The sequence below is a fragment of the Micromonospora craterilacus genome, assembly GCF_003236315.1.
Taxonomy (GTDB): Bacteria; Actinomycetota; Actinomycetes; order Mycobacteriales; family Micromonosporaceae; genus Micromonospora; species Micromonospora craterilacus.
In genome coordinates this window covers 1-13173 of sequence record NZ_POTY01000204.1, presented here as the reverse complement: position 1 = coordinate 13173, position 13173 = coordinate 1, and the positions used below count along the sequence as shown (strand labels likewise).

Here is a 13173-nt window from a genome sequence, read left to right as displayed (position 1 = left end):
GGACGCTGGAAGACGCTACGCCACACGACCGCCAGCCCCCGCCGAATCGGCGACATCATCGCCGCAGCCCTGCACCTGACCCATTTCGAGTACAAGTACCTACCGCAAAGTCGTTGAGATCACTTTACTACGTTGAGCTCCCGTTCGACTGCGAATTCGTGCTGGTGGCCGAGTTGCGCCAATGCGGCTACGACGTGAGTCGCGACGACGAACTCATCAATTTGCTCGACGGCCGCGACCTCGGTTCGCTCGCCAGCTAGGGGTCGCGGCTGGCTCGGCTCCGGGGCACCGAGCCAGCGGCACAACCGCTTCACCTGTAGGTGCTCACGTGATGGCAAGGGCGGCGGTCAGCACCGGAAGGTCGTAGGGGGCGACGAGCCGCAGTGGCTTGTCCGTCCTCCGGCCGTTCTCAGTGATGATGAGCGCCGTGGTCAACTGGCCGGCCTGCCTCCCACGGCTCAGCCGGTCGATCGCCTCGACCACGGTAATCGCCCGAGGCACCAGAATGGCGTCCTCGCCCGGCTCGGCGAACCTCAGCACGTGACTGACCGGCTCTTCCTCGGCGATTCCCGTGTTCCTGGTCAACTGGTCAGCAAGCCACCGAGCGATGGCGTTGGTGGTCAGTACGCCGGCGTAGCCGCCGCCGTCGTACACGGGCAGTTGCGAAAACCCCCGAGTCCGGACATGGTCCAGCGCCATGCCGATCGAGTCGTCCGGACCCACGACGCGGACCTCGCTGGCGGGAAGAGCGCCCAGCGCCCGCGGTGGTTCGAGGATCAGCTGTCGTAACCGCTCGATCTCCTGCACGACGGCCTCGACCGGCTCCGCGATCGGTCGACCGCCGTAGTAGGTGCCGTGGCTGATCGCGTTCCGCAGGGAAGCGAACGCGATCAGGGCGCTTCGATGCTGGTGTGGCAGCCGCCTCTTCTCGGCGTACTCCGTACGAGCTGTATGAAGCCGATGTGCTCATCGACCTTGAGGTGGGCCCTGACGTGCTTCTCTATGTCGTTGAACGCCGCGAGGAAACGCGCGCCTAGCGTTGTGATCGTCACCGGCCAGAGCCTGACACGGTGCTGGGAGGAGATGGGAGCCGCGCAGTCGGTTGTGTTCGGTAGCTCACACGCCGCCAATGGTCATCGTGACCGGGCCTGGAGCTTCGGCAGCTTGAACAGGTCGCAAAGCGCCTCGCGCTGCGCCGAATCCACCCGGACCCACTCCTCCTCACGCAGCATGGTTGGGGTGCTGTCGAGAGCGGCAGCCACCTCGCCGAGCGTCCGACGTACGGATTCCCGGTCGGTGCGATAGAAGCCCATCGCCGCCCGTCCGCGCCGGCGGTGTTCCAGGAACCTGGCCAGTTGAACGCTGCGAGAACGGACGAGCACAACCATGTCGGGCTGCTCGAGGCGGCTCTCGTCCGTGGCAGACTCGCTGACGGCGAGGGTGTGGTACCTGCCCCTGGCCCCCGTTACTCGATGCATCCGGCGCCCCGCCTGAGCCAGCGCCGTCTCCTCATCAGTCCAGCCGACGTCCACCTCAGGACCGACCCAAATGTCGTACGGTGCGTTCGGTTCGAACGGCGGGTTCGGATTCCACAGCACCGGGCCGCCGCTGGTGCGTACCGGCACCTGCTCCGCCCAATCGAGCCAGGCTGCATCGATCTCGGTGGCGTTGGCAGCCATCTCGTCGATGAACTGCCTGGCACCGGAAACGATTGCGGCATCGGTGCTCTGGATCGCAGCCTCGACCGTGCCGTCCGTGTAGGCACGCAGCGACAGGTTGGCCGATCCCACAAAGGCGGTGCGGCCGATCACGAAGACCTTTGCGTGTAGGGTCTCGTGGGCGTAGAGCTGGACGTCCTGCTCGTACCAGGCCCGCAGCAGCCGAGCGGAGGTAGCGCCGCTGGCAAGTGCGTTCCCGCTGCCGTTGACGACGATCAGATCTCCAGCCTTCACCGGAAGCAGTTCGGCTGCCCCGTCACCCGCATAGGCGACGGCAGCCTTGATCTTCCTGCTCTCGGCCTTCTCGCAGATCGATTTCATCACCTGGCTCGAAACGAGTCGCACACCGCATCATGACCCGTCAACCCGCCCACGTCCACAGTGCTTGATTGTCCGACAGCCCTCGCGTCATCGACGCATGCGGCGGGAACGCGCACTGGTGGCCGTTGCGGAACGCGCAGCGTCGACCACCCCTCAGCCGCACATCGCAAGAACACGCGGTGGCGAAGGACCTGCTGCTCGTCCTCGGCCACCGAAGTCCGCCGGGGAGCGAGCGTCAGAGCAAGGCTCATAGGCTGGGACCGAAGCCCGCCAGCCCGGGACAACGTCGGCGCTGGTGATCGCCCTGATGCCGCATCCAGAAGACGATGTCGAAGATCCGGATATCGGATACCTCGGCCGGGACGTCGGCCTGAACCCGGAGGTTCCGCAGTCTGTGCGCCAGCCGGAGGTCCTCAGCCCGGAGATGCTCATGGAGCCAGAGCCAGTACCCTGGGCGGCCGCGAAGCGCGCACGCTACGACGTCGTCGTAAACCGGGATCAGCTTCGGACGTTTGCGGGCCAGGAGCTTCCCAGCGATGGCCTTCTTCAATCCGCGATGCTCCGTCAGCAGCCGCCACGCGCGATCTGCCGGCCCTCGGTCCTCGATGTACGTTTTCGCCGTCTTGTCGCCCAGATTCACGGCGAGCGGAATCTTGCGCAACTCGTCGCTGATCCGCAGACCGAGATCGCCTTGGAGGAGGTCGAGGGCGACCCCGGCAGGTACGCGCGCGTTCAGGAGCTCGACGGCGATTAGATCCTCGGCCTCCACAACGTCCCGATGCAGGGCCTTGGAGGCGGTGCCCAACGCCTCGAACTGACTGCCGGTGAACGCACCGGGCGCGAAATAGCGCCGCAGGTCGGAGACGGAGCGCTCGTCATCGAGCACGGCAATGATGTCGGGCAGTCCAAGCCAACCGATTGACATTGCTACCTGCCCGACGCGACGCGACGACGGATCTCCTTGAGCGTGACCACGTCACCCATCACCGCATCCTGCGCCTGCCAGAAGTCGAACCCGTCCGTCGCCTTGCGGGTGTCGGTGATGTCCCGACCATAAACGGCGATCTTCACCGCCTCGCCCGCGCGAGAGGGTGAGTTGTGAACCTCTCCCCGGTACCGGACCCGACCATCCGCCAACAGCTCCGCAGTGTGTTGCTCACCGAGGTAACGGCCAGACAGCTTGGTCCCCGGCCGCAGCCGCCCGGCTGCGAGGAGATCCACGAGCTTCAGCCTCCGCTCGTCCGGCGTCACGCGTGGTCCTCGTTTCGAGCTTCTGGTTACAGGCGACTTATACGCCGGCATCGCCGGGACCGGCCCGGGCGCCACCCTCTGTCCGGGAGGCTCGTACGCCTGCGATGGATGGGGTCGCCCTTGGACCGGCGCCACGACAGCCACCGACGTCGGAAAGTCGAAGGTGGCACGCGCCCGGACAAGGCTTTGGCGGATCTCTTCGCGGCTCAGCCTCGGCATTCGGCTGTCAAGCAGGTCGACCAGTTCGGGCGCGGGATCCGATCCGGCGAAAAGATCCATCAGTTTGGTGTGGACCTGCCGGTCGACGAAGAAGCTCTTCCACAACTCCTCGATCCGGTTGTCCCCCATGTTTTCCTTGCTGAGCAGGCACAACAACTCGACCGCGGCATTTATGTCGTTCTCAAGCCGCACCGAACGGAAGAGCTTGTCCTCGATCGGCACCGGGGCATGAGCGTTGTAAACCCGCCACTCTGCACCGTTGGTCAGGGCGACCCACTCCACGCCAGCCATCGTCGCGTAACCGATGGTCTGGTTGGCCCAGCGCGGATCGTCAAGGTTCTCCCCTAGGCCCTTCGCCTCGATGAACAGCCGCGGCGTCCGCAGCAACAGCAAGGCGTAGTCGACCGGATTCTCGTGACCGCCCCGCTTGTACTCGCGGTGCACTTCGTCGGTGTCGAAGAGGTCCCAGCCAAGCGCCCCGATTACCGGGTCGATCAATGCGGCCTTGGTGTTCTGCTCGTTGAGCCGCTGGCCGCGTTGCTGGTAGCGCCGTTGCCGTTCCACGCACTGCTCCACGACGGCACGCAGGTCACTCATCGACGACCCCCCGCGAATGCGAGGCAGGCCGTACGGAACGAATACAACGCCTTCGCGGGCGCTGGTCGAGCGGGCGCTGGTCGAGGACGCGATGTGGCATGAGGGTGCCTCTCGACGGTGGTGGAGAGAATGGTCAGCCTAGCGCGTCGGTTGACCAGTCCTCTGCGAAGGTTTCGGTCTGCAGGAGCACCCGCCGGATCGCGTCCTCGGCGGCGTCCGGCGGGTAGCCGTGGACGGCGAGCAGCCGCTTGATGGTGGAGCGGAGCTTGGCGCGTACGTCGTCGCGGGAAGTCCAGTCGACGGTGATAGATCGGCGAACGGACGCCACCAGGTCGCGGGCGATGTCCGCAAGCTGCCCCTCTCCCATCTCGGCCACGGCCGATTCGTTAGCGGCGACCGCGTCGTAGTAGGCCAGTTCGTCATCCGTGAGTGCCGGGCTAAACTGCCGCCCGCGGTTGGCTTCCGCGCTCACCTCCTTCGCCATCGCCACCAACTCCGCGATGATCTCAGCGGACGTCAGGTTCTGATTGGTGTAGCGGCGCATCAGCTCCAGCAGGCGTGCGGAGAAGGCCTCCTGGCGGACGACGTTGTGCCGGGTGACCTGGCGCATGGTCTGTTCGATAGCCCGCCGTAGCGCCTCAATCGCCAGGTTCGGCGTCTTAGAGGTGCGCAGCTTCTCCAGGTACGCCTCGTCTAAGTGAGACAGGTCGGGTCGCTCAATGCCGGCAGCGGCGTAGATGTCCGTGACCCCGCCTGCTTCGATCATGCCGGCGGTGAGCTGCCTCAGGTACAGCTCGATCTCTGCAGGGATAGGTAGGCCACGAGAGTGCCGGTCCTCCACGTCGTACTTTGCCATCCAGACCCGCACCGCCTGGAAGAAGGCGATGTCGTCGCGTAGTTCGTTGATCTCGCCGCTGCTGGCGCAGAGCGCGTACAGCCGGTCGAGGCTGGCGGCGTTACGGCGGAAGCGCTCGCCCAGGCTCGGCTCGCCCGGCTCCGGCTGGTTTTCTGGCAGACTCGGGTCACGCAGATGGTCGATTGTGCCGACCACCGCGTTGATGAAGGCGTTCTTGGTGCCGGAGGCTAGCACACCCTGCCAGTCGAAGCCCGCCAGAATGGTGCCGCAGAGGACGCCGTGCAGGTCGCGGAGCCGGGCCACCACCTCACCGGTGTCCCGCCCGACGGGCTTGGTGTCCTGATCGCTCTTGGTGTACTCGGCCAGCGCCTCGTGCAGGTTCTGGGTGATCGGGGCATATCCGACCAGGAGGCCGTCCTGCTTGCCACGGAAGGTCCGGTTGACCCGGGCGAGCGCTTGCATGAGGGCCGCGCCGCGCATCGGCTTGTCGAGGTAAAGCGTATGCAGGGGCGGGGAGTCGAACCCCGTGAGCAACATGGACTGGACGATGATGAGTTCCAGCTCGTCGTCGGGCTTCTTAGCGCGGTTCCGGACCACCTTGGTCTGCGAGGGTCGCCGCACGTGCTTACGGATGTGCGGCTCGTCGTCCGGGCCACCGGTGTAGACGACCTTGATCTTGCCGAGGTCGTCGGCGTCCGAGTGCCAGCCCTCGGGAAGCAAGGCGATCATCTCGTCGTAGAGGCGGGCGCAGATGTCGCGCGTCGCGCAGACGATCATTCCCTTTCCTGGCCCGTCGATGTACTTGCGCATCTGGTTCGACCGGGCCTGCCAGTGCCCGACCAGATCGGCCGCCAGAGTCTTGACCCGGTCCGGTGCACCGTAGACGGCGTTCATCACCGCAACCGTGCGCTGGACGCGGGCCTTCTCAGCGTCGTCCAGGCCTGCGGTCAACGTGTCGGCCCGCTCGTCGAGCGTCTCCGGGTCGATGCCGGCCGGCAGGTCCACCGGTATGAGCCGGCTCTCGTGGTAAACCCGGACGGTGGCACCGTCCTCGACGGCCCGGGTCAGGTCGTAGATGTCGACGTAGTCGCCGAACACGGCCTGGGTGTCGCGGTCGGCTTCCGAAATTGGCGTGCCTGTGAAGGCGATCAGCGTGGCGTACGGCAGGGCGTCCCGCAGATGCCGCGCATACCCGTCGAGGCTGTCGTAGTGGCTGCGGTGCGCCTCGTCCACGATGACGATGACGTTGCGCCGGTCCGAGAGCGGCGGGTGCTTACGGCCCGCGTCGCGCTCTTCCCGGGTACGCCCGAACTTTTGCAAGGTGGTGAAGATGATCCCGCCGGTGCGACGGTTGGTCAGCTCGGTGCGCAGGCTCTCCCGGGTCACCGCCTGTACCGGCCGCTCTGGCAACAGCTCGCTTGCGGCGAACGACTCCAGCAGCTGCTCGTCCAAATCGGTGCGGTCGGTGATCACCACGATGGTGGGGTTGCCCAGGCTCGGGTGGGTGGCAATCTGGTGGGCGTAGAACTCCATCTCCATGGACTTGCCGGAGCCCTGCGTGTGCCAGACGACGCCCGCCTTGCCGTCGCTGCGGGTCGCCTCGACGGTCTTGCGGACGGCCTTCTCCACCGCGAAGTACTGGTGCGGCTTGGCGATCCGCTTGATCGCCCCACCCCTCGCCTCGGCGAACGCGACGTACCCATGCAACAGTTCCAGGAACCGGCGCGGCGTAAACAGGCCGTAGAGGACCAGGTTGAGCGCTAGGTCCTCGTCGCTCTTCGGTGGCTGCGGCACTGGCTTGCCGGCGTCGTCAACGTTCCACGGCGCGTAGTGCTCGAACGGTGTGAACGCGGTGCCATAGCGAGCGGTGATCCCGTCGGAGACGACGCAGACGACGTTGGCCCGGAAGGCCAGCGGCAGCTCTTCGACGTAGGTGCCGACCTGCCGGTGGGCACCCCGCAGATCGGCGTACGCGTCGCCGGCCTTCTTCAGCTCGATAAGCCCGACCGGCAGCCCGTTGAGGTAACAGACCACGTCGAAACGACGCTTGTGGTCACCGTCGGTAACGGTCACCTGGCTCACGACCTGGTAGTCGTTGGCCGCCTCGTCACGAAAGTCGATGAGTTTGATGATCGGGTTGTGCTCGGCGCCGTGCTGGTCGGTGTAGACAATCGAGCGAATGCCCTTGACCATCAGCTCGTGCAGCCGCTGGTTCTCGGCGAGCGCATCGCGCGACCGCGCAGTGAGCACCTGGGCCACCGCCTCGTCAATCTGGGCGGGCGCAAGCTGCGGGTTGAGCCGGGCGACCGCATCGCGCAGGCGGCCGGAAAGGATCGGCTCCGCCCACGAGTCGCGCTGTCCAGTCCCCGGCGCGATCGATGACCCTGACACAAATTCCCAGCCCGCCTCGGCCAACATGTCCAGCGCGAGCGCCTCCCAATGCGCCTCCGTCATGTCACCGGAATAAGCGAACGGTCCAGCACTCATGTCGCGTCCTCCACGGCCTTCTCGGCGTCCCGCGCCTGAATTGCCCCCGACATCAAGCCTGGCAACAACGCGTCTCGCAAGTCCGCAAGGCGCTGCGATTGCGAGAGCAGCGAATGCCTCAACTCAAAAAGCTCTTTGACCCTTCGGGCGAATCGCCCAACTTCCTCGATGGGCGGCAACGGTACCGTGGCCGCTAGAGCGTTGGTCCGATTTAGCCCCGGAACGGCAGAATCCGAGTTCATGGAGGCAAGGCCAAGATTCTTCATGGCAAAGAATACGAACTCCAAGGGCACGTCCGGCCGCCGCACCTGCACAAAAAAGGTCGTGTCGATCGGAAAGAAGTTGCCCTGTTCCCAGTGAATTGCGCCAACCGTCCCCTTACGCCCCACCACGATTCCTGGCCCCGCAACCAGTGACTCGTCATGCCAACCACCCACACCGCCGCTCCCGTAGACCGGGATGTCTCCCGAACGACGTTGACCTGCAGGGAGCGACTTGCCGTACTTCAAGTCCACTAGGTCACCTAGGGTCGCCCGCTCTCCAATCATGGAAACAACTCTTGCGTACTCCACTTCAGCCAACTCGCATACGGACACATCGATACGCTTGTTGACCGCGATCTTGTCATCCAGCACGCCAAGAGTTGATGCGATGCCCTCCTGGATTGCGCGGGGCGGGGAGACAACTGGGACGTCAGATAGGATACTGGTGTTGAGATTGGGCATTGTTGCGCCGACCGCGTGGCGAACGATCCATTGCCGGACCTTTGGGTGGCCCAGGTAGTACGAGATATACCGCGGATCTGCAGAGTCGCCAAGCCGAACACGTAGGCAGCCAGTGCCGCACAACCAGCCATCTTGCGCTGCGCTTACCAGAGCTCTGCGCTCCACATCCCCCCTACGGGAGTAGACGATGTCACCGTCTCTTAACAGATAGCGAGAGAGGCGTTCCGCGTCTTCTGGACTGATCCGGGCAATCCGGTCTTCCACAATTACATTGTCGCCAATGTTCTGCGGCATCACGCTGGGAATACCAGTTACCACATAATCTGACGCATGGAGCTGGCTACCGAATGGGCCCGTCTGGATTTCACCACCGCCCGACCTACAAAGGTCGCCTAGCGTGGCGAGAGCCCAACCCGAGGGCACCCTTCCAATGACTGATTCAGACATTGAGCCGCTCCAATTTTCCACGGATCAGCTGTTCGATGCGAGAAGACTCCTCGAAGTGGGCGTACAGCTCCTTCTTAAGGCGCTCGATCTTGTCCGCGATCGGCTCGTCGCCCGAGGTGTCGGTCGCGGCCGCTCCCACGTACCGCCCCGGTGTGAGCGCGTGATCGTGCTCACGGATCTCGTCCAGAGTCGCTGAGTAGCAGAAGCCAGGCTCGTCCTCGTACGCCTGATCCTGAGCTCGAGCGGACGCCGTGCCGCGCCATACGCGGTACGTCCCAGCGATCTTCGCGACGTCCTCGTCAGTCAGGACACGCTCCGTGCGGTCGACCATCTTGCCCATGTTCCGGGCGTCGATGAAAAGCACCTCGCCGCGCCGGTCGGTAAGCCGCTTTGTCCCCTGCGGCCCCTTGTCCTTGGCGAAGAACCACAGACAGGCCGGGATCTGGGTGGTGCGGAAGAGTTGCGGCGGCAGCGCGATCATGCAGGAGACCAGGTCGGCCTCGACCATCGCCGCGCGTATCTCACCTTCGCCCGACTGCTTGGACGACATCGAGCCGTTGGCGAGCACCACGCCTGCCGTGCCGCGCTCGGCGAGCTTTGAGACAATGTGCTGCAGCCAGGCGAAGTTGGCGTTGCCGGCCGGAGGCACGCCGTAGCGCCACCGCGAATCCTCGACGCTGCGTGACCAATCCGACATGTTGAACGGCGGGTTAGCCAGGATGAAGTCGGCGCGCAGGTCGGGGTGCTTGTCGGCGTGGAAGGCGTCCTCCCAGCGCGGTCCAAGGTTGCCGGAAATGCCGTGGATGGCGAGGTTCATTTTCGCCAGCCGCCACGTACGTTCGTTGGACTCCTGGCCATAGACGGCGATGTCGTCGCGCCGGCCGCGGTGGTTGAGCACGAACTTCTCCGCCTGGACGAACATGCCGCCCGACCCGCAGCACGGGTCGTAGACCCGGCCGGAGTACGGCTCCAGCATCTCGACCAAGAGCCGGACAACGCTGCGCGGGGTGTAGAACTCACCGCCGCGCTTACCCTCGGCGCGGGCAAACTTCTCCAGGAAGTACTCGTAGACCTCACCGAGCACGTCGCGGGCCGCCCGGTCGCCGTGACCGGTGAACCGAGCGTCGCTGATCAGGTCGACCAACTCGCCCAGCCGTCGCTGGTCGACGTTGTCCCGGTTGAAGATCTTCGGCAGCACGCCGAGCAGCGCCGGGTTGGACTTCATGATGGCGTCCATGGCGTTGTCGAGCAGCAGCCCGATCTCGCCAGCCTTTGCCCGTTCCGCCAGGTGGGACCAACGGGCCTCCCCCGGCACCCAGAAGACGCCGTGGCCGGTGTACTCGTCGACGTCGTCGAGGAAGGTGTCCACCCGCCCCTCGGGGATGCCCTGGTCAAGTACCTCCTGCTTGATCTGGTCGCGCCGCTCCTCGAACGAGTCGGACACGTACTTGAGAAAGACCAGGCCCAGGACGAAGTCCTTGTACTGCGCAGCGTCCATCGAGCCGCGGAGCTTGTCGGCAGCCTTCCAGAGGGTGTCGCGGAGGTCGGCCATCGTCGGCATGCCGGGCAGTGCGTTTTGCCCGGCCGCCCTCTTCCTGGGGGGCATGGTGCTCCTCGTATCCGTTCGTGCGGTGCGGTCAGTCTTGCTGGTCGCGGCGGGGTGGTCCAGCCAGCGGTGCGCCCGCCGTGATGGTCAGGGTGCCGTCGGTGAGCCCGGCCACAGCCCGACGACCAAGGTCGTCGAGCAGGGCCAGCTCACGGCGGGCAAGGTTGCGGCGCTCCTCCATCGCCGAGAGCATCGCGTCGAGCCGCACGATCTCGGCCGGAGGAAGCAGGGGAAGTTGCAAGTCAGCCAGCCGGGCCGCGGCCCGCACCGCGCCGGTCGGCCGCTGCGCGGGTACAGCATTGACCAACGCCGCCAGCACCCGAGGGGTGAACCGGTCGCGCCCGTCCGGCCGGATCCGCAGCACCCGGGTCGGATAGTCGACAACCGAGGTGCCCTCCTCGTCGTGATATGCCCCGAGCCGGGGCACCATGGTCACCAGGACGTCGCCCGGTTCACTCAGCCGCGCACGGGGGTAGCGCTGGGCGAAGACCGCCCGGTCGATCCGGCGGGAACCGACCTGGGCGCCCGCGGTCAGCTCCGGCGGCCCGATCACCGGGTAGTGGCCCACACTGCTGATGTGACCGGCCGCGATCCGGCTGCCCTTGACCATGGCAAGATGGCCGTCCCGAATGAGCGCGCCAATGGACTTCGTCGGTGCCCGGCGGATCTCGCCCTGTGCGGCCAGGTGGGTGCGCAGGTGCGGGCGCGGTTCGGCCAGCTGGTTGAGCTCCACTTCCGTGTCGGCCAGTTCCGCGATCGTCACCCGCCCGTCGCGCACCAGCTCACGCAGCATGGCGGGCCGGCGTGAGGTCAGCGGGCGCCGGGGCATCGTCAAGTCAGCGATCCGCACCTGGCTGGCGTACACCCTCAGGTGCTCGTCAGGGCGGTGTCCCGCGCGCCGCCAGGTGGCGATATCGATGATCAGCTCCTCGACGACGCGGTCGGTGAGCGGTCGGTCGGAGACATCCGCCAACAGGACGCGCCCCTGCCACTCGGGTGTCTCCTCGTGCCGAAGCACCCAGAGTGCGGTCTGATAGCCCGGCCGGAAAGGCACCACGCCGCCGGGAAGCTGGACGACCGCCTCGACACGGCCGGTGGCCAGCAGCTCGTTCCGGGAACGCGCCGCCGGCTTGTAGGGCGGCAGGGCGCCGGCGAGCAGCTCGGCGGGGCCGACCACGACCGCGGTCTGCCCGGGCGCCAGGGCCCCGGTCACCTCGGCTAGCTCTGCGAAGGGATTGTGATCGGTGCGTGCCTCGGCCGGCTGGTAGGGCAGCCGCAGGAGCAGCACGCCCGCAGCCGACGAGCCCGCCGGGCAGCCTGCGGCAATGTCAAACTGCCAACTGCCGCGTGGGATACCGTGCACGACCAGCCGGCGGCGGGCCAGACGGGCCAGCAGTGGGTCGGCCTCGGCAGCGAACATCACCGAGTCGTGCTCACCGAGCTCTTGGCGCGCGGCCAGCAGCAGGTCGCCGGTGCCGGCGCGCGGATCGGCGACCTGGACGATGCCGTGCAGGTCGGCGTGCTCGCGGGCGCCGGAGAGCCCGGCCATCAGACGCGCCAGCTGCGGGACGATCGCCTCCTCGTAAAGCTGCGGTACGCCGAACCGGTGCCGGGCGGCGAGCAGCCGCTCGTACGCCTGGGCCGTCCCCCACGCCGCCTCGATCAGCTCGTCGACCACCTCCGCCAGCCAGGCCGCGTCCGACGGCAGCGCCTCGATCTCGGACCGAAGCAGCTCGTCGTCCCAGTCGACCTCGGCGGCCCGCTCGCGGAGCGCCTCGATCACGTGCCGGTCGGTGTGGCCGTCCGGACGCAGCGGTTCGTCGTCGAGGTGGTGCAGGCAGATCAGCGCGGTTGTAGCGCTCACCAGTACCTGTGAGGTGAAGCCGCCGCGCCGCCCGTTGGTCGACGACGGACCTGCCTGGAGGGCCAGACAGGTGAGCAGGTGAAGCCGGAGGTCCGGCTCGATGGACTGACGGTCGGCACGGCCGGTGTCGACCAGCCAGTCGACGACTTCGCGGGCCTTGAACAGTTGCCTACCCCGGTCTGCCTGTGCCGGAGCGGGGAACGCCGGGTAGCGGCGGCGCCAGGTGGTAACCACTGGGCGTTGCACCCCGGCCAGCTCGGCGATCTCGGGCAGGGAGATGAGGTCGACGGCAGCCACGTCACCTCCTCATCTGTTGATCACGCCGGTAGTGGGTCGACTGTAGAGGATTCTCGACGCCGACACTACTTGCTCCTTGGTAACCCCGGTTATCAACGTTCCGTACGTCGAAACTTGGCGGTCAAGCTGCGGCGACTGCTGTGATTCGTCGGCATCAGCGAGCCGCTGGCGATCACCGAGCCGCGGCGTCCCTCTGAATCGGAGCTCTCAAATGCGAAAGACCATGACCTTCGCCCTGCTTGCCACCGCTCTCGTCGCGCTGGGCTGCGGCGCCGGAGCCACCGACGAGGCCGGCGGCGCGGGTGGCGACGCCGGCGCCAACGGTGAGGACAAGGCCGCGAAGACGGCGAAGATCGGCGACTCCGCCCGCGACGGCAAGTTCGAGTTCACCGTCAAGTCGAACAAGTGCGGCGTCAAGAAGGTCGGCAGCGACCTGCTCGGCGCGAAGGCGCAGGGCCAGTTCTGCCTGGTCACCATCAACGTCAAGAACATCGGCAAGGAAGCGCAGATGTTCGACGGCAGCAGCCAGAAGGCCTACGCGGCCGACGGCACCGAGTACTCCGCCGACGGTGAGGCGGCCATCTACGCCAACAAGAACGCCGAGACCTTCCTCAACAACATCAACCCCGGCAACCAGGTTACCGGGGTGGTCGTCTTCGACATCCCGAAGGACGTCAAGCTCCCGAAGCTCAAGCTGCACGACTCGATGTTCTCCGGCGGCGTGACCGTCGCCCTGAGCTGACCCGACGCACCACCACCGCGACTGGGGCGGGTCCCGCGAAGCC

At 66.2% G+C, this 13173-nt stretch carries 10 protein-coding genes; 1 reads left to right on the top strand and 9 read right to left on the bottom strand.

Going from position 1 to position 13173, the window contains the following annotated elements:
• Window positions 1–324: 324 nt before the first annotated feature.
• The 9 genes from C1I95_RS25570 to C1I95_RS25535 all read right to left on the bottom strand — a co-directional run bounded on the left by C1I95_RS25570 (window position 325) and on the right by C1I95_RS25535 (window position 12388).
• Window positions 325–807, bottom strand: a complete 483-nt coding sequence (locus tag C1I95_RS25570; protein WP_267900714.1) for a CBS domain-containing protein — start codon at window positions 805–807, stop codon at window positions 325–327.
• A gap of 83 nt (window positions 808–890) precedes the next feature.
• Window positions 891–1052: a hypothetical protein gene (locus C1I95_RS35415; protein WP_158566471.1), complete on the bottom strand. Its 162-nt coding sequence runs from the start codon at window positions 1050–1052 to the stop codon at window positions 891–893.
• 81 nt (window positions 1053–1133) lie between these two features.
• On the bottom strand, window positions 1134–2039 hold the full coding sequence (locus C1I95_RS25565) for a phospholipase D-like domain-containing protein (RefSeq protein WP_111217432.1): 906 nt from the start codon (window positions 2037–2039) through the stop codon (window positions 1134–1136).
• A gap of 247 nt (window positions 2040–2286) precedes the next feature.
• A complete protein-coding gene (locus C1I95_RS25560) occupies window positions 2287–2925 on the bottom strand; it encodes a DUF6308 family protein (protein ID WP_199523908.1) in 639 nt (212 codons plus the stop codon).
• Between the two features lie 41 nt (window positions 2926–2966).
• Window positions 2967–4106, bottom strand: a complete 1140-nt coding sequence (locus C1I95_RS25555; RefSeq protein ID WP_158566470.1) for a restriction system modified-DNA reader domain-containing protein — start codon at window positions 4104–4106, stop codon at window positions 2967–2969.
• Window positions 4107–4239: 133 nt separating this feature from the next.
• Window positions 4240–7449 carry a type I restriction endonuclease subunit R gene (locus tag C1I95_RS25550; RefSeq protein WP_111217428.1) on the bottom strand — a complete coding sequence of 1070 codons (3210 nt, stop codon included), beginning with the start codon at window positions 7447–7449 and terminating at the stop codon, window positions 4240–4242.
• Complete coding sequence (locus C1I95_RS25545; RefSeq protein WP_111217426.1) at window positions 7446–8621, bottom strand: restriction endonuclease subunit S; 1176 nt, start codon at window positions 8619–8621, stop codon at window positions 7446–7448. Before C1I95_RS25545 ends, C1I95_RS25550 begins: the two co-directional genes overlap by 4 nt.
• Window positions 8614–10182 (bottom strand): class I SAM-dependent DNA methyltransferase, encoded by a 1569-nt coding sequence (locus C1I95_RS25540; RefSeq protein ID WP_233513880.1) that lies wholly within the window; start codon window positions 10180–10182, stop codon window positions 8614–8616. Before C1I95_RS25540 ends, C1I95_RS25545 begins: the two co-directional genes overlap by 8 nt.
• A 76-nt stretch (window positions 10183–10258) precedes the next feature.
• Window positions 10259–12388, bottom strand: a complete 2130-nt coding sequence (locus C1I95_RS25535) for a hypothetical protein (protein WP_111217422.1) — start codon at window positions 12386–12388, stop codon at window positions 10259–10261.
• Window positions 12389–12599: 211 nt separating this feature from the next.
• On the opposite strand from C1I95_RS25535, the gene C1I95_RS25530 reads away from it, so the two are divergent.
• Window positions 12600–13130 carry a DUF4352 domain-containing protein gene (locus tag C1I95_RS25530; RefSeq protein ID WP_111217420.1) on the top strand — a complete coding sequence of 177 codons (531 nt, stop codon included), beginning with the start codon at window positions 12600–12602 and terminating at the stop codon, window positions 13128–13130.
• The last annotated feature ends 43 nt before the right edge of the window (window positions 13131–13173 follow it).